Annotated in this window: 14 protein-coding genes and 2 tRNA genes; 7 read left to right on the top strand and 9 right to left on the bottom strand. The window is 53.7% G+C overall.

Features of this window, described 5'->3' with window-relative positions; all coding sequences use genetic code 11:
• The first annotated feature begins 19 nt into the window (after window positions 1-19).
• The 3 genes from fusA to JSS75_07535 all read left to right on the top strand — a co-directional run bounded on the left by fusA (window position 20) and on the right by JSS75_07535 (window position 4,815).
• Window positions 20-2,116, top strand: a complete 2,097-nt coding sequence (fusA, locus tag JSS75_07545; protein MBS1903537.1) for an elongation factor G — start codon at window positions 20-22, stop codon at window positions 2,114-2,116.
• Between the two features lie 924 nt (window positions 2,117-3,040).
• The gene (locus JSS75_07540; GenBank protein MBS1903536.1) at window positions 3,041-4,081 is read left to right on the top strand and encodes an ankyrin repeat domain-containing protein; all 1,041 of its coding nucleotides are present in this window, start codon (window positions 3,041-3,043) and stop codon (window positions 4,079-4,081) included.
• A 65-nt stretch (window positions 4,082-4,146) separates the two neighbouring features.
• On the top strand, window positions 4,147-4,815 hold the full coding sequence (locus tag JSS75_07535) for a DUF2807 domain-containing protein (GenBank protein MBS1903535.1): 669 nt from the start codon (window positions 4,147-4,149) through the stop codon (window positions 4,813-4,815).
• A 35-nt stretch (window positions 4,816-4,850) separates the two neighbouring features.
• Here the strand turns inward: JSS75_07535 and JSS75_07530 are convergent, their stop codons facing one another.
• From JSS75_07530 to JSS75_07520, 3 genes are read right to left on the bottom strand one after another with little or no spacing between them, the layout of a single operon-like run.
• The gene (locus JSS75_07530) at window positions 4,851-5,837 is read right to left on the bottom strand and encodes an SDR family oxidoreductase (protein ID MBS1903534.1); all 987 of its coding nucleotides are present in this window, start codon (window positions 5,835-5,837) and stop codon (window positions 4,851-4,853) included.
• 14 nt (window positions 5,838-5,851) lie between these two features.
• Window positions 5,852-9,379: a T9SS type A sorting domain-containing protein gene (locus JSS75_07525; protein ID MBS1903533.1), complete on the bottom strand. Its 3,528-nt coding sequence runs from the start codon at window positions 9,377-9,379 to the stop codon at window positions 5,852-5,854.
• Window positions 9,380-9,406: 27 nt separating this feature from the next.
• On the bottom strand, window positions 9,407-10,099 hold the full coding sequence (locus tag JSS75_07520) for a hypothetical protein (protein ID MBS1903532.1): 693 nt from the start codon (window positions 10,097-10,099) through the stop codon (window positions 9,407-9,409).
• Window positions 10,100-10,326: 227 nt separating this feature from the next.
• On the opposite strand from JSS75_07520, the gene smc reads away from it, so the two are divergent.
• Window positions 10,327-13,866, top strand: a complete 3,540-nt coding sequence (gene smc / locus JSS75_07515) for a chromosome segregation protein SMC (protein MBS1903531.1) — start codon at window positions 10,327-10,329, stop codon at window positions 13,864-13,866.
• On the opposite strand, the gene speA is transcribed toward smc, so the two are convergent.
• Window positions 13,838-15,832: a biosynthetic arginine decarboxylase gene (gene speA / locus JSS75_07510; protein ID MBS1903530.1), complete on the bottom strand. Its 1,995-nt coding sequence runs from the start codon at window positions 15,830-15,832 to the stop codon at window positions 13,838-13,840. The two genes, smc and speA, sit on opposite strands and share 29 nt — an antisense overlap.
• Window positions 15,833-15,955: 123 nt before the next feature.
• Here speA and JSS75_07505 point away from each other — a divergent pair.
• A tRNA-Leu gene (locus JSS75_07505) sits at window positions 15,956-16,039 on the top strand.
• 77 nt (window positions 16,040-16,116) lie between these two features.
• Complete coding sequence (locus tag JSS75_07500) at window positions 16,117-17,553, top strand: cation-efflux pump (protein ID MBS1903529.1); 1,437 nt, start codon at window positions 16,117-16,119, stop codon at window positions 17,551-17,553.
• A 45-nt stretch (window positions 17,554-17,598) separates the two neighbouring features.
• On the opposite strand, the gene JSS75_07495 is transcribed toward JSS75_07500, so the two are convergent.
• Both JSS75_07495 and JSS75_07490 read right to left on the bottom strand, forming a co-directional pair.
• A complete protein-coding gene (locus JSS75_07495; protein ID MBS1903528.1) occupies window positions 17,599-18,696 on the bottom strand; it encodes a T9SS type A sorting domain-containing protein in 1,098 nt (365 codons plus the stop codon).
• A gap of 83 nt (window positions 18,697-18,779) precedes the next feature.
• Window positions 18,780-20,516, bottom strand: coding sequence for a DUF1957 domain-containing protein (locus tag JSS75_07490; GenBank protein MBS1903527.1), 1,737 nt, complete (start codon window positions 20,514-20,516; stop codon window positions 18,780-18,782).
• 154 nt (window positions 20,517-20,670) lie between these two features.
• Here JSS75_07490 and JSS75_07485 point away from each other — a divergent pair.
• Window positions 20,671-20,744: transfer RNA gene (locus JSS75_07485), tRNA-Asn, on the top strand.
• Window positions 20,745-20,808: 64 nt separating this feature from the next.
• Here JSS75_07485 and JSS75_07480 read toward each other — a convergent pair.
• The 3 genes from JSS75_07480 to JSS75_07470 are packed head-to-tail and all read right to left on the bottom strand — an operon-like array spanning window position 20,809 to window position 22,769.
• Complete coding sequence (locus JSS75_07480) at window positions 20,809-22,023, bottom strand: hypothetical protein (protein MBS1903526.1); 1,215 nt, start codon at window positions 22,021-22,023, stop codon at window positions 20,809-20,811.
• A 1-nt stretch (window position 22,024) separates the two neighbouring features.
• Complete coding sequence (locus JSS75_07475; protein MBS1903525.1) at window positions 22,025-22,285, bottom strand: hypothetical protein; 261 nt, start codon at window positions 22,283-22,285, stop codon at window positions 22,025-22,027.
• Window position 22,286: 1 nt separating this feature from the next.
• Window positions 22,287-22,769, bottom strand: coding sequence for a hypothetical protein (locus tag JSS75_07470; GenBank protein ID MBS1903524.1), 483 nt, complete (start codon window positions 22,767-22,769; stop codon window positions 22,287-22,289).
• Between the last annotated feature and the right edge of the window lie 244 nt (window positions 22,770-23,013).

The following is a 23,013-nucleotide window of genomic DNA, read 5'->3' as shown; positions in this document are numbered from 1 at the left end:
GGTATATTTTTTTTCTGTTATGGCACGCAAGTATTCGTTAGACCAGACTCGGAATATCGGTATCATGGCGCACATTGACGCCGGGAAGACCACGACAACCGAGCGTATTTTGTATTATACCGGTGTGGTGCACCGCATGGGCGAGGTCCATGAAGGCGGCGCAACCATGGACTGGATGGAGCAGGAGAAAGAGCGCGGTATTACGATTACCTCCGCCGCGACGACCTGCGTATGGCGCGATCACCAGATCCAGATCATCGATACCCCAGGTCACGTTGATTTTACGGTCGAAGTGGAGCGTTCGCTCCGCGTACTCGACGGTGCTGTTGCCCTGTTCTGTGCCGTCGGTGGCGTAGAGCCGCAGTCCGAGACGGTATGGCGTCAGGCCAATAAGTACGGAGTGCCGCGTATCGCGTTCGTCAACAAGATGGACCGTATCGGTGCCGATTTTTATAATGTGATCTCGATGATCCGTGAGCGCCTCGGTGCGAACCCGATCCCGATCAATCTTCCGATCGGTCAGGGCGATATCTTCGCCGGCGTTGTCGATCTCGTCGAGAATAAGGCGTATATCTATAACGATGCGACGCTCGGCAAGAACTACGATGTGACGGAGATTCCGCACGATCTGCAAGAGCAGGCTCGTGAATACCGTACGAAGCTCTTCGAAGCCGTCGCAGAAGTCGACGACACGCTTCTGATGAAGTATCTCGACGGCCAGGAGATCACGCCGGATGAAGTTCGCAACGCGCTTCGCCTTGCAACGATCCAGAGCAAGATCATTCCGGTTCTCTGCGGTTCGGCGTTTAAGAACAAGGGCGTTCAGCAGCTGCTCGACGCCGTTGTCGAATTCCTTCCGAGCCCGGTCGATGTCGGCGAGATCGAAGGTCACCACATCAACCTTACCGATCATGTCAAGCGCCAGCCGGACGATAAGGACAAGTTTGCGGCTATCGCGTTTAAGATCATGACCGATCCCTACGTCGGAAAGCTTACGTTCTTCCGTGTCTATTCGGGTACGCTCTCGGCAGGCTCATACGTGCTCAATAGCGTCAGTGGGAAGAAGGAGCGTATCGGTCGTATCCTTCGTATGCATGCGAATCACCGCGAGGATGTCGAGCAGGCATACGCTGGCGACATTTGCGCCGCCGTCGGTTTGAAGCAGACCCGCACGGGTGATACACTCTGCGACGAGAACGATCCGATCATTCTCGAACGCATGATCTTCCCCGAGCCGGTTATCTCGCTTGCGGTTGAGCCGAAGACAAAGGCCGACAGCGAGAAGATGGGCGAGGCGCTTCAGAAGCTTGCTGATGAAGATCCGACGTTCCGCGTCAAGACCGACGAGGAAACGGGTCAGACCATCCTCAGCGGTATGGGCGAGTTGCACCTTGAGATCCTCGTCGACCGTATGAAGCGCGAGTTCAAGGTGGAAGCGAACGTCGGTAAGCCGCAGGTGGCCTACAAGGAGACGATCAAGAAGAGGGTGACGCAGGAAGGCAAGTTCGTCCGTCAGTCGGGCGGTCGCGGTCAGTTCGGTCACTGTTGGATCGATCTCGAGCCGAACGAGCCGGGCAAGGGGTACGAGTTCATCAACGACATCGTTGGTGGCGTCGTCCCGAAGGAGTATATTGCTCCGATCAGCGCGGGTATCCAGGAAGCGATGAAGAGCGGTGTGCTTGCCGGCTATCCGGTGGAGGATATCAAAGTTCGTCTGTTCGACGGTAGCTACCACGAAGTCGACTCGTCGGAAATGGCCTTTAAGATCGCGGGTTCGATGGCATTCAAGGACGGCTGCCGCAAGGCAACGCCGACGCTCCTTGAGCCGATCATGGACGTCGAGGTCATCACGCCGGAAGAGTATATGGGTGACGTCATGGGCGATCTCTCGAGCCGCCGTGGCCGAATCGAAGGCATGACGGCCCGCAGCGATGCGCAGGTTATCAAGTCGGTGGTGCCACTGTCCGAAATGTTCGGTTATGCGACGACGCTCCGCTCGATGACGCAGGGTCGTGCCGTGTACTCGATGCAGTTCGCCCGCTACGAAGAAGCTCCGCGCTCGGTGCAGGAGCAGGTGGTCGAAATGCAGAAGGGCAAAGCAGGCGTCGTTGCGTAAGGGAATTACCAATCCATTGGTTCGGAATCGCCGCCTGACTTGCGTTCAGGCGGCGCATTCCGTAGCTTTCTCAACAGGAACACACCTGTCCCGGGCTCGGAGTTGATGATTCCTCCATTGAGCCTCCCGATTATCAGTGGAACTCGTGCAACTCTTGCAGTAGGGGAATCCTCGGGAATGAGTTTCCCACGCAGTGTGAAGTGCCACCCAGTATTATGCGGTCTACGTGCACCCGGTATTGTAGAATCTATGGTGATTGATACTGAATCTCCTTGTACTTCCGCCCAAGCGGTAACTACAAGTGTGTCTCTCTTAGTATGAAAATGGAGGGTCGGATCGTCAAAAGCAGGCTCGATAAGCACGCTTGGCTCACGGATGACCCGAACGTTGCAACCCCAACGCCCGCTCGTTGCTCCCAATGGCTTGTGGATGTAGATCTCTATAGGAAACGGTTGACCCAAGTCGTCCACGATTGCTCCACCCCATAAACCCAAAATAACTGTGGAATCAAATCCAACGTGTTTGTGGCTCAACGAATCTGTCGTCAGACAACTTGAAACATCGTTCTTTAGTGTTGCCTGACCTTCTGTGGTGGATAGTATCACCGCGATTGAACACAAGACAGTTTTCAGCATGGTACTGTACCGAGAAGAGGTGCTGATTATATCAAGGAGCTGACTTTCTCTTTCAATACTACACGCGAATTGAACAAGTTCCGCCGGCTGTATACGTCATACAATATGTACGTATACTGCACTCGGCGCAGCATCAGGGGATGAAATTCAGAAGGGCATAGCTGGCGTCGCTGCGTACGCGAATTACCAATCTCAATTACTCACAACAACCGTCCGATTTTCGGGCGGCTGTTGTGCTTTTAACCCCAGCATCGTAACCTATCTCACGATGGAGTCGTTAGCCTAACGAATGAGACGACTCATCACTATCCTGCTATTGATTGCACTGGTGCAGTTCACTGCGCGAGCGCAGCATTCTTTCCGCGAGGCTGCGGAAGCCATCGCCAATGACGATCTACTGACGCTGAAGTCATTTGTAAAGGAGCAGCCGTCGCTTGCAATGGCACACGATTCCGTCTCCCGTTCAACACTCCTGCATCTTGCTGCCTCTCGTGGGGCGGATGATGTTTGTAATTTTCTTATCCGTTCACACGCCAATGTGAACGCCCGCGACAGTGTCGGTGGGACGCCGCTCGAAGCAGCGGTCTATCGCGATAGACTAACGGTTGTGAAGATTCTCGTTGAAGCCGGTGCCGATGTGCATCTCGGTCGCACGCGCAACAACGCGTTCTTCCTCTCGCTTTGGCAGCGAGACACATCGCTCGTGCGCTATCTCCTGGATCATGGGTGTAGCGCGACAGAACCCGATGAACGCGGAACACGCCCACTCGACGTGGCTGCAAGCTTCGGCACAATCGATATCATGCGTGTATTACTTAGCGCAGGGGCTGAGGTATGCAACGGTCATCGCGATAGTTGTGCCACTGCTTGGTGGGCGGCGATCGATCCGGAGGTCGAGAAAATGGAGTATGTCAGATCGCTCGGTGCCGATCTGAACTTTCGTTCGTCTTCCGGGGTCACTGTTCTGCAACAAGCACTCGATCTCGGTAATTGGAACGTCGCGATGTTTTTGGCCGGACACGGAGCGAGGGTTGTCACCGCTGACGATACCCTGCCAGTACTCTGCAGGATTGTCGGGCGGTCCGATGACACATCGCTGGTGGCATACTTTTTCCACCGAGGGGCTTCTGTAAATGCAGTGGCGACTCGCACAGGCTCCGCTGCACTCAGTATCGCGATTGAGAATAAGAATCGCTCTGTCGCCGCATGGCTGCTCGAACACGGTGCTGATCCTGCCTACATCAACAAAAATGGGGAGTCGGCCCTCGCAATTGCACAGCGGATGGGGGAGCAGGAAATTGCAGCATCTATTCTCAAACGTCAGCGGTAGGGTTGTGAAACATTTTGGGGCTGGCTGCGTCAGTTCTCTCCAGTTCACCATCATTCACAACTACGATGCGCCTCTTTGCTATACTCACAATTATTGCCGTCGGTGCTGCGATCTCGATCGGGATTGCGGTCGCCAACAACGACATGGATTCCATTAGCGGCTCCGGTATGATGAAAACAGAGCAACGTGATCTGCGCGATTTTACTTCAGTTAGCGTCTCCGGAGCTATAACTGCCGAGGTGCATGCGGGCGCGGAGTACTCAGTCAAGATCGAAGCGGACGACAACATGCTCCAGTATGTCAAGACATCGGTATCGGGAAAGGTTTTATCGGTCTCGATGAAGGACGGTTTCTCGTTTCGGAATGGGGCTGTTCACGTAAGCATTTCGATGCCGCAGGTGGAAGGCCTCGAAGCATCCGGCGCGACAACACTGAATGCATCGGGTGTGAAGGGAACAGCACTGAAGCTGGAGGTTTCCGGTGCATCGCATGCGACAATTGCAGGACAAGTGAACCGGCTCGACTGCGATGTATCAGGAGCGAGCACGCTTGCTGCAGAATGGCTTGTATCGAAGAACGCCGCGGTGAACTGCTCGGGGGCAAGTAATGCTCATGTCCATGCCGATGAATCGCTCGATATCGATGCTTCCGGCGCAAGTCATGTCAGCTACAGTGGAAATGCGACGAATGTCAACAACCAAACCAGCGGCGTCAGCTCGATCGATAAAGAGTAATGAATTTAATTTAGGGCAGGTAGTGTACGGGTAGTCTATTCGTACACACGAATATCGCCTGCCTCCTCAAGGTTGAGCAAGCCTCTGCTCATCACCTGTAGCCCTTCGGATACGCCGGAAAATCGAACGCCGAGTTCGGTCTGTGCTTTCAGAGCGACCAGTGCTACTGAGCGAGGGCGCTCGGCAATGCCTTCTTCCTTTGAAGGAGCAAACTCTGCCGAACGAATGAATGCCGTGTCGAGCCGAAATGTGTCGGCAGTATGCAATGCAAGTTCATAACGGCTCATCAACTCCGGCCCTGCAACATGATACAGACCTGTTTTCTGTAATTCGATTGCGCGCACGATTGCCAGTGCAGCATCGTCGACAAGGGTAGGGTTCGAAGCAAGGTTGGTGAACGCCGTCACTGCCTCATTCTTGCGCACCTTGTTGACCGTGTTCAACACGAAGTTTTGTTTGCCGTGTACTCGGACCACCTCTGCACCATAGAGCAATGACGTACGGATTACCAAGTGAGCCAGCCCACTCGTACGAAGAGCATTCTCGCTGGCAAGTTTCGTTCGGCCATAGTAATTAACCGGGGCAGGGAGGCCGTTCTCGGCATACGGTGATCGGCTGCCGTCAAAGACATAATCGCTTGATACATGGATGATGCGCGCTTCGAGCCTGCGCGCAGCTTCGATAATATACTCCACGGATCGCACATTCGATTTCCATGCACCTTCCCGATCCTTCTCGGCAAGATCGACATTTACGAAGCCGGCGCAGTTGACGATAACATCCGGCTTATAGCGCAGCAGAGTATCTCGGACTTTATTACGGTCGCTCAGGTCGAGTGGTTCGTATGCGATGATGCGAGGCTCGTCGCCAAGGTCGTCATAGAGCAGACGATCCTGACGAGCACTGAGTATAAGATCGCAACGTGATTCATCGAGAAGGATACGTAAGGTATGCTGCCCGAGGAAGCCGTGGACGCCGGTAATGAATACTGTTTCCCGTCGCCTCGGGCGCAATACTGTCATTCAATTCTCCTTGCTCAGTAGAGTACGATCGACCGAATGCCGACAAGCGTTTCGCCGGCATAGATCGATATGGTATAGCTGCCTGCACTGATGGAGCCAAGTACCAGTCGATGAGTATGCTCGCCTTCACTTTCTCCAGCGAATTGCCACTGTGCGACCTGGCGCCCAAGCATGTCATTGACAACGATGCGTGATGTCGCTGCTTCCGACAGGGTATATTGCACGGAAGTAAAATCATGCACGGGATTTGGAAAGACGGCAAGCTGCTCGAGCGCAGAAGATTGGCGTACGTCACGTACGACAGAATCGGGCCCGTCGGTGAGCGAGATCTTCATGATCTTTGACGAGTTACCGCTGTTGAGCACCGTGACCCACACTTCCGTCCCATTGGAACGGGGGTCGTATTCTACACCACGGACATTGGTCCCGTTATTGCCGCCCTCTTGCACAAAGTAAGAGGCGAGCTCCGATCCGTCACCACGCGAGAGCTTTAACAAGTAGCTATCATAGAGTGTAGCGTTTGCCTGCGTGCCCTGGAAGTCTGTCCACGTGTGATACAGATCCCCTGTCTTTGTATTGAGCGCGAGGCAACGGGGGCCGAACGCAGCCCGTCGGTTCGCAACTTGGCTCAAATCGAACGTGTTGTATGATAATCCCGGGTTTGCCTTATGTACCAGATAGATCGTATTGATATTACGATCGGCGAGGAGGAGAGTATCGCCGATCGGCAGGATACCCGTTCCGTACTGGCACGGCGATGACCATTTATGAATGATCGCTCCGGTTATATCAATCTCGAAAATGAACGACAAGTTGTTATCCTGCCGAACCTGGTTCACGAACAAGTGTTTCGATATCGCATCGTACTTAATGCCGGTAAAGTCCCGGCCGCCGCTGACACTAATCGTTCCGAGTTGTGCCCCGGTGGTCGGGTCGAGCTTATAGATCTTATTGTCCGATGAGTTGAAGTTCGTTACCCACAGAACGTTATCATCACCGTCGTAGGCGAGGTCATACATATAGAATGGCAACTCGGCGAATGTTCTTAGCGTCGAACCTGCAAGTCGCTGGGTGATTCGGAAATTCTGTGATAATAGAACATCTGCGCCACTTGTGACACGGACAAGTGCCTGGGAGCTGCGGGGGTAACCGACAGCACTGATCGTGTATGTCGAGCCCGTAGCAGCGTCGGTGATCGTTTGCCATGTTGCCGCATTATCGACGCTGAGCTCAACCTTCACGGTTCCGCTCGTACCGTACCATGAAATGGTCGTTGGCTCGCCGATGTACCAAACACTCGATACATTCGGTGAGGTAATACCGGATGGAATATCGGCCATCGGTGCTTCCCACACGGAACGCCCGTGCGTCGCAACGCGAAGTACACGATTATTATAGTGGTATGCCATATCGAAGCATGCAACGTTCGGAAGGCCTGTGCCATAGGGCACCCAATTGGTGCCTGCATCCGGCGAGTAGAAAACTCCGACATCGGTGGCCACATAGAGGTGATTCGGATGCGTCTTGTCGATGACGATCTTGTTGCACGAAACATCCGGTGGCTGCGTGGCTGTCGGAGTCCAGGTAGCCCCAAAGTCATTCGTATGATAAATGTGTGCTCCGCCGAAACCGGAGAGTGCAGCATAGAAGGTTTGTTTGTCTGCCGGACTCACCGCCAGATCAAGTACCGAGCGCCCCGGAAGACCAGTGGACTGTTTGAACGTCAGGCCGTTATCGGTTGTCGTCCAGATGTTGCCATCCGACGTTCCTACCATGAGGCTGGTGCCGTCTCCGGAGGGGCCTATACATGTAATATAGCTTCCGGAGCCCGAAGCCAGCTTTTTCGAACGTCGTGTCCACGAACTGCTCGACTTGAGATTCCGGATATACAGATTCTGAGATCCGGTGTAGAGGATATGATTTGTTTCATCCTGCACGAGCGGTTTGATCCAGCCGGAGCTATCATTTTCGGAGGTGATGAGGCCGGTACTGAAATCGGATTCCCCGCCTTGATAAATCGAGACACGGAACGCGGTTGGACGCATAAAGTAGATCGTGTTATGATCGACTGCATCGACGACCACCTTTTCTCCGTCGCCTCCGCCAAGAACCTCCCATGCACCGAGCTTGCTCCCGGTGAGGGTGCCGTTATCCTGAGTGCCGATGTACGTCGCGTCATCCACGGTCTGATCGATGGCAAGGCCATATGATTCTGTAATGGCAGTGCTGTCATCGATGACATTAAAGTTGTTTCCACGGTCATCGGACATGGCAATACCACCGTCGCAGCCTGCGTAGAACTTGTCACTGATTGCATTGAACGCCGCGGCATGTTGGTCGGGATGAATACCGCCTGCATACGCACCGCCAACATCGGACCACGAAGAGCCTGCATCCTCACTGAGCCAGACCGAAATACCGCCTAGGACGATACGGTCCGGATTATTGGGGTCACGGGTGAGATAGGCATCATACCACCCTTGGTAGCTGCCGCCGACATCAAACGGGTCATTGGAATTGAAGACGCCTGAGATGTCGTCCCAATTCTGTCCGCCGTCGGTCGAGCGCTGCAATCCCTCGAATCCACCGTCGTACCGGATAGATAGATCGACGACATCATTTGCGTCCTTCGGGTTTACGGCCACATGCACGCGGCGCATTTGGGTATACGATTGTGTAAGCGACTCCCACGTATCGCCCCCGTCGTCCGAGCGGAACAGGCCGTGACTTGGCATGGCCGCGTAGATCACATAGCTGGTTTCGCTGGCAGAAAGATCGATATCGGTGACATCGCCGGCAGGGAGGAAGCCCCCGCCAAGTTTCACCCATGTGTCGCCTCCGTCGGTCGAGCGGTAGAGCCCTCCGCCTGAGCCGGCACCAGCTGCGAAGATGATATTTGTATTTGTGGGGTGGATTACAATCTTACTAAATGCGCCGACATTTGAAAGTCCGATTGGATGCCACGTCTGGCCTGCATCGCTCGAACGTAGGATACCCGCCCCGAAGAAGGCGCCGATACCACGAGCGTATTCACCTGTGCCTGCGAATATGATATTGGGGTTCTTTGGGTCGATAGCGATCGCACCCATTGCCAGAGCTGGGGCAAAGTCTGAAGTAGGATTCCAGGAATCGCCCGAATTTACCGTTTTCCAAACACCTCCATTGGCGCCGCCGAAATAGGCGATCTTCGAATCCTTGGGGTCGAATGCGATCGTGTTAATACGTCCGCCGTGCGGTCCACCAAGTTGGGTCGCGATATTGTATGGGCCGATGTTTGTCCAGTTCACCGTGCTGGTCTGCACTGACTGTGGACGATTCTTGGCGCTCGCGTTGCGTCCAAGGGCATCGCGAGCATTCAATGCCTTGAGATAGGCTCCATCCGGAATTGTTCCTGTCCCACTTGAGCGCAGACGGTAGAACCACTCGTAATATTTTTCCGGACCATTATCTCCGTGCTCTTCGTCTGCGTTGAGCCACTGGGAATAACCGACACCCACTGCCAACTGCAGCAGGAACACTGCGTACACAACTCGTTTCATCATGACGACGATCGATTTAGGAATTTGCCTTTAGATATGAGGTACACCTTCTAACGGATTTCGCCAGAGATTAGCTTCATCACCGGAAGCGATAAAGGCCCGTTCCTCGTCGATCCGCCAGAGTTTCTGACAGGGGAATGAATCGTGCTCGAGAATGCCATCGAAAATGAGCGAATCGATACTCGGCGCGATCTGACGTATCCGTTGGAAGTCAGTATATACTAAGACACGAGCGACAACCGAAAGTCTCAATTTCAGCCTGGCCACAGTTTCCTCGGCATGGGCAAGAATTTCGTCGGAAAGGTCAGGTGTGTCGATGATTAACCGGCACGCTCCCAGACGTTTTAGATCGACGAGCACTTCAGTAGGGGTAGCATCAGGCTCATAATAATATGCAAGCTGCTGGGCCGGGTAGTGGGCCGTAACTTCTTGTAATAAATTTAGATCGGAGTATGATCTAAAAGAGATTCGATAGATCCCATTTGCAAATAGTTTTTGAAGGTTCTCCACCGATGGGATGGTATTAACGGTGATGCCGAGGGGCAGATCTACCGAGGTCCGAACCTGACGGATCAACGCCAGATTTTCGTCTGTATAGGGCTCAGAGACGTCGAAAAACAAGTGGAGTGCTTTGGCATTTTCCATCCGAAGTAAGCGAGTACGTTCGTTTGGAGCGTCGTAGCCTGGCAGACGATGTGTCTCGTAATATTCGATCCGCGGCATGCAGCGGCTGCCTTGGATGTGAATTGACGGTATAATTAGTAACATTCTGACGAAAACGGCCGGTTTGTGGACGTCCGACCGAAAATTTCCGATACTTTACTCGTAGTTTGGAAACAAAGTGTACACGGAAATAATTAGATGTATGACGTTCGTTCGTCGCTCCTTGGCATCGTGTCAGGGCAAGTGGCCATCGACACGGATTGTAGCGATACCCCCTTCGGCTAACTATGTACCTTTCAAAGCTTGAGATCATCGGTTTTAAGTCGTTCGCGAACAAGACGCTCCTGAAGTTCGACTCCGGCATGACCTCGGTCGTCGGTCCGAACGGATGCGGCAAGACGAACGTCGTCGACGCCATCCGTTGGGCCCTTGGCGAACAGAAGTCCAGTACGCTGCGCTCTGACACGATGGAGAACGTGATCTTCAACGGCTCGCGAAATCGCAAGCCGCTCGGAATGGCGGAGGTCTCGCTCACGATCGAAAACACGAAAGGGATCCTACCGACCGAATACTCCGAGGTCACGATTACGCGCCGCTTGTTCCGCTCCGGCGAGTCGGAGTATTTGCTGAACAAGGCGCAGTGTCGATTGAAGGATATTATCGAGCTTTTTATGGACACCGGCATGGGCGCAAACGCCTATTCGGTGATCGAGCTCAAGATGATCGAGACGATCCTCAGTGATCGTACCGAAGAACGACGCAAGCTCTTTGAAGAGGCTGCCGGCGTTACAAAGTATAAAGCCCGCCGCAAAGAGGCCATTCGTCGACTCGATCAGGTAACGACGGACCTCGAGAAAATCGATTCTATCATCCGGGAAGTCACCAAGGCCGTTGCATCGCTCGAACGTCAGGCGGAGAAAGCGGCAAAGTATAACGATCTGAGCTCGACACTCCGAACACTGGAAATCGATTTGCTCGAGCGCGAATACTCCGAGGCCCACGCCCGTATAGCCCCGCTTCGCGCATTGCTTGAAGAACAGGAACAGGCACGGACCCATTTGATGAGCGAACTTGCGAAATTCGAATCGCTTATTGATCTCGTCACCCGCGAAGAAGAAGAGATTGAGGAGCAATTAGACCTCTCGGAGCGTGCACTGCGGGAAAAGAACGAGACGTACCGTCGTTTGCGCGAAACGATCGTCGGCACCGGTGAGCGCATCAATTCACTCGTCGCACAGCACGAACGTACGCTTGCGGACATTGCCCAACTCGAGGCTTCGCAGTCGGCGCTCTCGTCGCAGTGCGAAACGAAGCAGGGAAGTTTGGATTCGCTTCGTATCGCGGCAGAAACCCGCGGCGCGGAAAAAGAAGCGGTTGCCACCCAATATGCTGCCGCCCGTGAATCGCTCGAAGCAAAACGACGCGACCTTGCCGTTGCGCAGCGCAGCGTAAACGAGCTTCTTTCCGAGAAGAACCGGCAGCTTGAGGATGCGGCGCAGTTCAAAGCGCGCCTTGAAGAGATCGACCGCCGCGAGGGGCAGCTTTCGTCCGAGCGCGAGACGCTTACCATACGCGAGCACGATCTCAAGGATCGTAACACGTCCCTTTCGATCGAACACGAGAATTCGCTTCGGCTCCTTGCCGATGCCGAGCAGACCCGACGCGAGGCGATGGCTACGCGCGATGAGCTCAAGAACCGTCTCGACGAACTGCAAAACCAATCGTTCACCGTCCAGAAAGAGATCGGACAACATCTTTCGAAGATCGAATTCCTGACGAGCCTCGTTGAGCGCACGCTTGGTACGAGTGAAGGGGCTGAATTCCTGATGAAGTCGCACGGTTGGTCGCGCTCTGGCGCACCGATTACAGTGCTCGATGCGGTATCGACTTCTGAAGAATACCGTGCCGCCGTCGAAAATGCGCTCGGCGATGCAGGACAGTACTTCGTTGTCGATTCGCGTGCGGAAGCGTTGGAAGCCGTGGAGGCGCTGAAACACTCGCAAAAGGGAAAGGCGACATTCATCTGTCTCGACGAAGTCCCGTCTTCCGAGGCTGTCGATAGTCCGGTTGGCGTGCTCGGCAAGCTGATCTTCGAATCGAAATACGAGAGACTGTACCGATTGCTCTTAGGCCGAACTGCAACGGCGTCGTCGCTCAATGAGGCATACGACATTCTTCGATCGAACAGTGACCTCGAACGTGTAGTCACCCTTGAAGGTGAAGTCGTCGCGCGTACCGGTATGCTTCGCGGTGGGTCGAAAAAGAACTCCGAAGGTTCGATGATCGGCAAACAGCATCAGATCAAAGAGCTCGAGGAGAAGGTCGCGGTGCTCCGTGTTGAGGTCGATCGTATTCAGCAAGAGATCGCTTCCAGCAATCAGGCATACGAAGCTATCAAGCTCGGGGAAATTGAATCGCAACTGTCGGTTGCTCAAAACGGATTTCGCAAGTCGGAGCGAGCACTTGAAGAGTGTAGCTACGACCTCAAGCGCAGCTCCGAGCAATTGCAGAAGGTGACGACCGAACTTGAAAGCCTCTCGATTCGCAAAGCGGAACAGTCTGCCATGTTGCAGGATGTCGCACCTGCGCTCGAAGAACTTGAATTGCGCTATGCCGAGGCCAGCGTCACACTTGCGTCGGTGCAGCATGAGGTTCAAGCGGCCGAAGGTTCGCTTGCGGCCGAGACCGAGCGCTACACCGCGGCTCAACTTGCCGCAGCCGAAGCGCAGAACGCCTACGATTCGACGGTCGCGGAGGTGCGACGCCTCGAGAATGAGATAGCTGCCGCGATCACCCAGCTTGCAACCAAGCGTCAGGACCTCGACCGCTTCCACACCGATCGTACGGCCAACGAGACGAAGCTCACCGAGCTGAATACGATGCTTGCTTCACTCGAAGAGGAGATCCGCACGACGCAGGAGCAGCATAATAGCGTCGCCGAGAAGCGTAAAGAGAAGCAACAGCTTGCGTTGAAGTACCGAGAAGGACTTCGTGAACAACGTAACGAGCACGAGAAGACCATCAACGCATCGCACGAACTCGATATCAAGATCCGTGAACTTGACTCGCGCATTGCCGAATTCGAGCGTCGATCGCGTGAAGAGTTCGAGATGCCGGAGCTTGCGATTAAGGAATATCTTGATGTCGAGACGTTCAGCTTCCCCGAGACGCGTGAAGAGATCCAACGTCTGCGTCAGCAGATCAAGAATCTCGGCAACGTCAATCATCTTGCGTATGAAGAGTTCAACAAGGAGCGTGAACGACTCGAATTCCTGACCACGCAGCGCAAAGACCTCGCTGATGCACAGCGAACACTGCTCGAAACAATCGAGGAAATCAATACGACGGCCACGAACAAATTTATCGAGACTTTCGAACTCGTCCGCAAGAACTTCAAAGAGATATTCCGCTCACTCTTTAACGAAGGTGACGAGTGCGAACTGGCCCTGGAAGAAGGGAAGGACCCGCTCGAGGCACAGATCGAGATCACTGCTCAACCGCGTGGGAAAAAGCCGCATGGTATCGAATCGCTCTCGGGCGGTGAGAAGACGATGACAGCGATTGCGCTGCTCTTCTCGATCTATCTCGTGAAGCCCAGTCCGTTCTGTATCCTCGATGAAGTGGATGCTCCGCTCGACGATGCGAACGTCGATCGCTTCCTGCAGTTGATCAAGAAGTTTACGGTGGATACTCAGTTCATCGTCGTGACGCACAACAAGCGGACGATGGCGGCTGCAGACGCGCTCTACGGCGTGACGCAGGAAGAAGACGGTGTGTCGAAGATCGTCAGCGTACGCCTCAAACGAGAGCTCGCTGCCGCTGCGTAGTCGCTTCGGTTACCGCGGTCGTACCGTTCGAGAAGGTCAGATAGGTGTGGTCAGTAAGTCCCTTCTCGTATTCGGCGAGCAAGCGCATGCCTTCGTTCGGTTTTAACCGATCGTTGCGAATCGCATCGTTGATCTGTTCCTTGATGCTGCGAACGAGGTCGTTCGTATAGTACTGGGTGAGCTCGAGTACCTGCGAAATCGTATTCCCGCTGATTGTCTCTTCGATATAAAACCCCGAATCCTCGTCGGGGTCGAGGAAGACATGTGCCTCGTTCACACGTCCGAAGAGGTTGTGCAGATCGCCCATAATATCCTGGTATGCACCGGTCATGAACACCGCGATATAATACGGTTCGTTCGCATTGAGCGGGTGCAGGGGCAGAGTCTTGCGAACGTCTTGAATGTCGGCAAAGCGGCTGATCTTGCCGTCGGAGTCGCAGGTGATGTCGCAGAGTGTACCTTGCATCGTCGGCTTCTCGTTGAGGCGATGGATCGGCATGATCGGGAAGATCTGTCCGAGTGCCCAGTGGTCGAGCAAGCTCTGAAACACGGAAAAATTACAGAGGTACTGATCTGCCAGATGCGGAACGAGCTCGGAGATTTCTTCCGGCATCGGCTCGTCTTCTTCCTCTTCTTTCGAGCGGTTGGAATAATAGTCCGAGATTTCTTCGACGATAGCCCAATAAAATGTCTCGATGCGGGCTTTGGTATAGAGATCGAGAATGCCGAGCTCGAACGCGTTCTGCGACTCCTCTTTGATCTGCAGCGCATCGTGGAGTGCGACCCGCGGATTGGTACGGATGTACTCCTTTACTTCTGCGAGCTGCTTGATCCACTTATGGTCATTCTCACGGATCGAGAGGTCGTAATCGGCCTTCGTCTTTTCGATTGCACCGAAGACCTGTACGACGAGTACCGAATGATGGGCAACGATGGCGCGACCGGATTCCGAGACGATATTCGGATGTGCGACACCTTCTTCGTCGCAGACGTCCTTGATGTTAAATATACAATCGCCCGCATATTCGTCGAGCGAATAGTTGGTCGACGAATGGAAAAGGGTGCGGCTTCCGTCGTAGTCTACCCCAAGCCCGCCACCGACGTCGATGTATTCAAGATTTTCAAAACCGATCTTCCGAAGCTTCGCATAGTATCGCGTTGCTTCGCGGGTCGCTTTCTTGATCGACTGGATATCGGGGATCTGTGAGCCGATGTGAAAATGTACCATTCGCAGCGCGTCGAGTGCTCCTTCGGCCCGCAGGAATTCGACGGCTTCCATCAGGTCGAGCGTCGAAAGACCGAACTTTGCCGATTCGCCGCCGGAAGTAGCCCAAATCCCGGTACTCTTCGCTGCAAGGCGAATTCTGACACCGATCCACGGCTGAACGCCATTTTCACGGCTGATCTCAAGGATGGCCTTGATCTCTTCAAGCTTCTCTGCAATGAGAATGATTTTCTTGCCGAGTTTGCGGCCGATGGTCGCTGTTTTGATGAATGCAGAATCCTTGTATCCGTTGCAGATGATCAGCGACTCGGGATCCTTGTGCGTGGCAAGCGCGGAAAAGAGCTCCGGTTTGGAGCCAGCCTCAAGGCCATAGTGGAATTGCTGCCCGGCGTCGGCAATTTCTTCAACCACTTCACGTAGCTGATTCACCTTGATCGGGAAGACACCGTAGTAGCGACCGCCGAATTTATTCTCGGCGATTGCGTCGTTGAACGACCGGTTGAGCCATTCGACACGGTCGCGCAGCAAGTCCTGGAACCGGACGACCATCGGGAACTGGAGGCCACGATCGCTTGCGTCGCGCAATACCTCCATGATATCGATCGTAGCGCCGCGTTCGCGCAGCGGAGAGATCGAAACATTACCGCCGTCGTTGATGGAGAAATAGTCGAGCCCCCAACGGTCGATATTATAAGTGCCGATGGAATCCTCAACGGTCCATTCACGGGATTCAGTGGTCATGAATTGTGGTCGTCAGCAGATGGAAAAATCGTCGTGCGGTGCAACAATTCAAAACGGCGGGGTTTAGTTCTTTTCGACCGATAGGAATTCAATTTCACGCTGCGCTGTTAACAGCGCGCACTTGCCCGAGTGGTGAAATTGGTAGACACGCTGTGTTCAGGGCGCAGTAGTCGTACGACTGTGCGAGTTCGAGTCTCGCCTCGGGCACTTCGGATCGTCCGGATCCCTTCTCCCGAATATCGATCATCTGTTCTGCGCTCCAAAGCGCACCGTATTTTTGTCTTGTGAGCGAATCGTCACATCACCACCACCACGCCACTCATCAGGCCGAAGCGTTGCAAGCAGCGTGGGTGTCGATCTTTGTGACGATCGTTCTGGTGGCAATCAAGATATTGGCGGGCGTACTTTCGGGGTCGCTTGCGATCCTTTCGCTTGCGAGCGAATCGGCCCTGGATATGTTCGCGGTCCTGCTATCGATGTTCGCGGTTCGGGTTGCATATCTTCCTGCTGACGAGGATCATCCCTACGGACACGGCAAGTTCGACTCGCTTGTCTCGCTCTTCCAAAGCATCGCGCTCCTCGGAGTCTCGATCTGGATCTTCTCGGAGGCATACGATCGGTTGAGCCATCCGAGTCTTCATCCGCTTGAGATCACTCTACTGACACTCTCGATCCTGATCGGTTCGTTTGTCCTTGACGGCTGGCGATCGTGGAAGCTCCATCATACCGGGAAGAAGGCTGGGAGCGCCGCTCTACAAACCGATGCCCTGCATTTTCTTGTCGACGGACTCAGCAGCCTTGCCGTCCTTGCAGGTATCCTAGCCTATGTCGTCTTTGGATGGGCATCAGCCGATAACTATGCCGCTATTGGTGTGTCTTTGTTCGTGATGTACCTGAGTCTTCGGCAGGGCAAGGAAGCGATCGACGCACTTACTGACCGTCTCGATCGGAGTAAGGAATATTCCGCCTTGCGCGAGGCAATCGAAGCCGTAGATGGTGTGCTCTCGACCCGTAAACTTCGCATGCGTCGTTCAGGACCGGTGACGTTTATCGATGGCGGGATTGAAATTAATCGCGTACTCCCATTCGCTTCCGTCCAGCACATCTTGGATGCGTGTGAGGATGCAAGTGCCGATCTGGTGCAAGGGTCCGAGATCAACTTTTATCCGGTGCCGATCAAGACACGAGGAGAGTCGTCGTTCGATACGATTAAACTAATTGCAAGTGAGTTCGGGGTGTTACCCCATAATATCGAGCTTGCTCGCAGCGATGACGAAGTGCTGACCCTCGATCTGCATCTCGAATTCCCTCCGAAGAGCACCTTCGAGGACGCCCATTCGCTCAGTGAACGGATCGAAGAACGGATTCACGCCGAGCTGCCTGCGATTAAGCAGATTGTTGTGCATCTGGAAGAAGAGCGGTCCGATGCTGAATTGCATTTCGTCCGTCGTTTGGAGGCGGGGGAGAGATTCTCGCCGGAAGTGATCGGCCCGATGATCCGCAATGCGTTTTCATCGGTACGAAATGTCAAGGATATCGAACTACTTCGTAATGAGACCAACGGGGATCTGAAGTTGACGTCGGTTATTGAGCTTGACCGAGGGTTATCACTGTTCGAGGCACATCAAGTCTCAAGCGAGATCGAGCGGTTCATTCGGCACCGGTACTCTGATATTAATAGAATTGTGATTCACGTCGAGCCGGCTGAGGTTCAGAAATAAAAAAGCCCCGACAGAGTCGGGGCTTGTTATCAAGGGCACTCTGCATTAGTGCGATACAATTAGTTTGCGGGTAGTGTTGAGCCCCTGAGCTTCAACATGCACATAGTACGTGCCATTTGCCAGGTTGCCGACATTGATCGGGACTTCGTTCGATCCCGCATGAGCCATTCCGTTAAATGGCACCGAAATCGCACGACCCATTACATCGGAAATCGAGACTCGTGCATTCATATCAGCCGGCGACTGGAAGTTCAGGCTCGAACTCAGTGCTGCCGGATTGTTACCCAACTGGATTTCGTACGGATCCTCGGTATTGAAATCGACGGCATCCGTTCCGCCTGGGATAGAATTATAGACCATACTCTGCGGGGCATCGTTACGGTCTAACGTGATCTCGGCAGAGCTGCCCCCAGTGGTATACCAATCGTACCTTTTTGTGACGACAGTCGTCCCAAAGCCCATGAAATCGATCTTCGTTGTCAGCGTTTTTGCCAAGCGCAGGCAGTCATTCGTTTTCGACAAGATCGGGGTCTTTCCATGAATAGACGTTGGTGTTGTGAGCGAGCCGTACCCATCACAGGTAGCATCCTCAGTGAACGTGATCGTCGCGCCTTGTGGCAACTGCGGTGCCCAGCCATTTACGGTGCTGCTCCAGTGCGTTTGGTAGGTCAACGGGAAGGCATATTCTTGCAATCCACCGTTTTGATACGCGAATTGTTTGGTCACGACGCCCATACTATCAGACACCACGCCGAGCGTGTACATTCCGGTTTGATCGAGCCGGAAATATATATACATGATCGGATCGCCAGGAGTGCTTGGGTACTGTTTGATTACGTGCGTCGATGTCGAGAAATCGGCATCGTTCGCAAGCGGAGCGCTTCCCGGAAATGCGAAGATTTGTGAATTTGCAGCCTGTGTATTGGATGTGTAGCTCGTGGTGGTGAAATCCCAGGTCTTCGCAGCGCCACTCAATGCAATCAGTCCCGGTGCGGCACTGAGGCTCGTTGCGGTTTGCTCGCTGGTACGAGCTGCGCCTCCGCCAGTGACGAACGCTGAGACGAACTGGTCATAGGTGATCGTGATCTGCGCAAACGACGGCGAGGCAAGAATAAGCAAAAGAAGTGTAGCAAGTGTTTTCATTGATATCCTTTCAATTTTGTCTAACGAAACTAACGCAAAACTACGCAAACATTGGGCAAGATGTACTGCGATACTGTAAAAATTTACTTCCAGGCAGCCAAGTCTATCTCGGCAAAGGGCCGGTCATCGAGAGCTACCTTCTTGAGGTACGCCTTGTCTTTCTTGCTCGGCTCTTCTCCCCCAAGCAGACGCCGGACAAGCTGAAGCAGTTTTCCGAGCCGCTTAGCATGCTTTTCAAATCGCTTTTTTGAATACTCTGTGGCGCTGGCGGTCGTGATCAGAAATTGCCAGTCGCTCGCCTCAAGCAGTAGCAGTTCGCGCGCGGCCTGCTTCATCGTCTTCGTCAAGAATTTCCCTGGTGCATCGAGGTAACCATATTCGCGGAGTGCATCGAGAAATGCTGCTTCCAATCGGTATATCTCGTCCCACGTCCATTTGACATCGGAATTCATCCAGACATAATGTCCGCCTCCTTCACCCCATGACCCCTCGGGGAGCGCGATCGTTTCATACGGGCGTGTGCGTTCGTCGAGTGCGTCGGCACAATTTGTAAGGTGAATGTCAGGATCGTTCTCGAGCAGCTCGATCACTTGACCGATAAACCGAGGGCCCTCGAACCACCAATGACCGAAGAGCTCGGTATCGAACGGGGAGCAGACAACACCGTCGGTGTAGTGCTCCTTTCGGTGCTGATCGAGTGTCTGCTTCACCAACCCGACAAAATGATCGGCATGGGAGTGCAGCCGCTCGTCGACCGATGCCGGTGAATAGAGAAGTTTATCTGCCAGATCGATTTTGGAGTCGGTGACACGCCAGTAGCGGAGACCGGAGTTATGGTGTTTTTTATGAAATTCGAGATAGTTCGGATCGCCAGGGTAACCGATATCGCCGGACCATACTTGCTCCGATGTTTTTCGGTCGCGCGAGAATACTATGGGCGATTTTCCCGCGAGTTTGCGATGGGTTGACTTTACCGCATACATTTCCGATAGCGAGCGTGACTTCAGCTCTTTCTGCTTGAGTTTGAATGCACGCGCTTCGCTGTCATGCTCGAATCGCTCGTGGATCGTCGTGCTGAACTCAGGATACGTAGGCATCGGGACGCCGCCTTTGGTGAGCGCCCCCTCGACGACGAAATATTCTAGCTGTTGTTCTGCGAGAATTTCCTCGATCCCGGCACGTTCGGTTTCGAAGCGTGCAAGTCCGGGCGTGTCTGTCGGCGGTTTCCAGGCATAGCGGGGTCGGTATGCACATTCGGGAAGCCAAATGCCTCTCGGACGCGTACCGAAATGCTTCTCGTGCGTATCGGAGGCAATTCGTACTTGTGCCCGGACGTTGGAATCCGAAAGCAGCAGCGGCAAATACCCATGCGTGGCACCGCACGTCATCGCATCGAGAGTGCCGGAGCGGATGTGACGTCGGAATGCCTCGATAAGGTCACCGCCATACCAACTTTTGAAGGTACGCAATGAGAGCTCATAATGCTCGATCCAAAACTCGGCGAGTGGAATATACTGTTTCTCCTTCGACTGTTTAAATAGAAGGATGTCCGATTCAGCAAGCCGTATTCGCTCGTTACAATACTCGGTGTATACGTCTGGAAATTCAGGGTCTGCAAGCTGCTCGAGAAGAATTGGCGAGAAATCCATCGAGATACGTGCTCGGATGCCTCGTTCGTGCAGGCGGTCGAGTTCGCCGAGGAGCGGAATATAGCATTCGGCGACTGCTTCCGAGAGCCAGTCCGACCCGAACGGCCATTTCCCATGGTGCAGAACGTAGGGTAGGTGGGTGTGCAGAACGAATGTGAAGCTTCCGGGCACGGCAATTTCGGTGATGGTCAGTGCACTGATAACGATCTACAAGCGAGCGCGGTTGCCCGGTCAGCATTGCTATTTCGTAATTTTCTCATGATTTAGCCTTTTTGTCGGAACCGTCACTTCACAGGGTGCTGTTTATAGTCCCGCTTTTAGGGATTCCTGAGTAGCTCAGTTGGTTAGAGCATCTGACTGTTAATCAGAGGGTCGTAGGTTCAAGTCCTACCTCAGGAGCAGAATATAGGCGATTTCTTAACGGAATCGCCTTTTTTATTGCATTGTACCCGTTCTGTACCCGTTATTGTGCGCCTTTGTGACGTGTTAGCTCCTGCACGAATTCACTCCACGGCTTCTGCGCTTCGTTGAGGATCGAGCGCAACAACTCCACCTCGTTCTTGCTGTAATGCTTCCCGCCGGTGTCGGTCACCTTGTGATGGATCAGCCGTTTGTACGATTGTTCGGTCCGCGCGAGCGGAAGGATTTCGCCATTATACGTTTTCTTGAACTGATGCGTCCGCAGTCGGGGGATGCCGAGTGCATCGCATGACTCTACGATGTACTTGCGGATCGTCGCGTACTCGAGATGCGCGAATGCGAAATCATGCCCGAGCTTCTTGTACAAATCGACGTAGAGCGCATGCAGACAATCGCTCATCGGGAAAGTGTCGACGCGCCTTGCTTTCTGGTTGCGCGACTCACGAAATATCTTTTCCTTCAGATCGAGCTCGCTACGCTTCATTGCATAGATATCCGACCACCGCCAACCGGCCAAGCGTTCCGTGATCAGGACCAGGAAGATATCCGGCCGCTTGTAATACGCGTGTCGGAAGAACGCGAACTCTTCGGAGAGCGGGGTATAGCTCGTGAACGTCTCAGGCTGTGAGAACTTCACCGGGTTATCACCATCGAATGGCGTGGAGTCGATCACCTTCAGCACCTTCATCCTCACGAATAGTCGTTTCAGGTCAGAGAGGATCGTCCACCGCGTCCACTCCGAAAATCCTTGCGCTTCCATCCATGGCCTGAACTTTCCAAACCACTCTCGGTTCATGCCCTGTATCGTCGCTCGCGGATCGAATGCCGTCACCTGTACGATCGTATGCTCACGCCGGCGCAGAGTCTGCTTGCTCAGTGAGCCGTTGGCTTGTGCATCGGCGTTCATCTTCTCCATCGCTTGAGCGATCGGCATTGCAGGGTTATGGCGAAAACGTGGTATGGCGGCAACCGCAGGAGAGACGATCGAGAGTGCTTGTTCCGTCCGACGTCCCTGTAGCACCTTGCGGATCTCGGCAGTGATGTACTGCTTATGCGCTGACTTGTGCCACCAGTCGCGTGGCTCCGACGGCTTCTCGGGGACCGGAATATCGACCTTTACCTTGAGCGATTTGCGGCGATTCTCGCGCTTGGTGGGATCCCACCATTGCAAATAGAAACGCCCTCCTCGTTCATACACGAGCGGGGGCGTATCGAAGAGCTCCTCATAGAAGCGAGCGTCGTACTTCGTTCGGGGCATCTCAGTTCAGCATTCGGTCGTCGGAGAGATCGCGATAGTCGGCGTCCTGCACGATTGTCGGTTCATTCGGGTCAACGAACGGCATTCTGTGTTCTTTCCACTGCCGGTGCTCATCGGCGGCATATTCGTCAGCCATTCGGTTCTTCGCTGCAATGGACTCAGAGACGCGAGCCTGTGCCGCATCCTCGCGCAGACGCGCTTGCACCCAACCGATGAATCGATAGGCGAGAACAGCAACAAGTATCCCAATGACGATCGGCATGCTACTCGCGGATTACATCTCCGAAGAGGTAGTTCTGACCAGAAATTTTATCGCAAATTGCTGAAAGATGCTCAGTATCGAGAATTGCGACGCCTGCATGATTCGCATATCCGAAGTATAGCGTAGGTTTGTCGCTACCGATTCCATATTCGATCGTGCCCTTGAATGAGCCGTGCACGGTAGTATCGTCGAATCGCCCGTGAAACGCCACATTCGGCAATCGTTGATCGGAAGGTAGACTATCAGTCAGATCTGTAATGCTTCCGAAAGCCGAGTCATTGATGGAATGAATCTCGAACTCTAACCAGTGTCGACCATTGCTGGGCTTGGCACCAAGCGATGCACTCGTGATCCAGCCGCTCATATAAATATTGCCCTTCCATTTACCTAATAGCGTCGTGTCAACAGTAGTCGTTGTCGGTGCTGTCGAGTCGAATATGCAGCCGGCGAAGATGATAAGAGCAAAAACTGAGATGTATCGCATGGTCGTAATCGTTAGTTATGGAGATGGAAGAGAGTTTTGGCATTCAAAGTTCAGGAGTATTTTGAAACGATGGCACGCAACAGTGCGAGTGCGCTGCATTCAAACTCCATCTGAATCGGTTCCTCATTATATGATCACGCCTCAATCGTGACCATGCAGAGAAAAAGTTCTAAAGGCCTCAATCTATGGGTCATCGCTCGGCTCGTTCATTCATTCGCTTAATTTCATACCTTGCCCCGTCGGT

This window comes from Bacteroidota bacterium, assembly GCA_018266755.1.
Taxonomy (GTDB): Bacteria; Bacteroidota; Ignavibacteria; order Palsa-1295; family Palsa-1295; genus JAFDZW01.
The sequence above is the reverse complement of the archived record's forward strand: the minus strand, read 5'-3'. Positions and strand labels throughout refer to the sequence as shown.

Excerpts from the sequence above, each read along its gene's own strand:
- JSS75_07480 (MBS1903526.1), bottom strand. The coding sequence starts at position 22,023 with ATGCCCCGAACGAAGTACGACGCTCGCTTCTATGAGGAGCTCTTCGAT.
- fusA (MBS1903537.1), top strand. The coding sequence starts at position 20 with ATGGCACGCAAGTATTCGTTAGACCAGACTCGGAATATCGGTATCATG.
- JSS75_07495 (MBS1903528.1), bottom strand. The coding sequence starts at position 18,696 with ATGAAAACACTTGCTACACTTCTTTTGCTTATTCTTGCCTCGCCGTCG.
- JSS75_07535 (MBS1903535.1), top strand. The coding sequence starts at position 4,147 with ATGCGCCTCTTTGCTATACTCACAATTATTGCCGTCGGTGCTGCGATC.
- speA (MBS1903530.1), bottom strand. The coding sequence starts at position 15,832 with ATGACCACTGAATCCCGTGAATGGACCGTTGAGGATTCCATCGGCACT.
- JSS75_07530 (MBS1903534.1), bottom strand. The coding sequence starts at position 5,837 with ATGACAGTATTGCGCCCGAGGCGACGGGAAACAGTATTCATTACCGGC.
- JSS75_07540 (MBS1903536.1), top strand. The coding sequence starts at position 3,041 with ATGAGACGACTCATCACTATCCTGCTATTGATTGCACTGGTGCAGTTC.
- JSS75_07475 (MBS1903525.1), bottom strand. The coding sequence starts at position 22,285 with ATGCCGATCGTCATTGGGATACTTGTTGCTGTTCTCGCCTATCGATTC.
- JSS75_07470 (MBS1903524.1), bottom strand. The coding sequence starts at position 22,769 with ATGCGATACATCTCAGTTTTTGCTCTTATCATCTTCGCCGGCTGCATA.
- JSS75_07520 (MBS1903532.1), bottom strand. The coding sequence starts at position 10,099 with ATGCCGCGGATCGAATATTACGAGACACATCGTCTGCCAGGCTACGAC.
- smc (MBS1903531.1), top strand. The coding sequence starts at position 10,327 with ATGTACCTTTCAAAGCTTGAGATCATCGGTTTTAAGTCGTTCGCGAAC.
- JSS75_07525 (MBS1903533.1), bottom strand. The coding sequence starts at position 9,379 with ATGATGAAACGAGTTGTGTACGCAGTGTTCCTGCTGCAGTTGGCAGTG.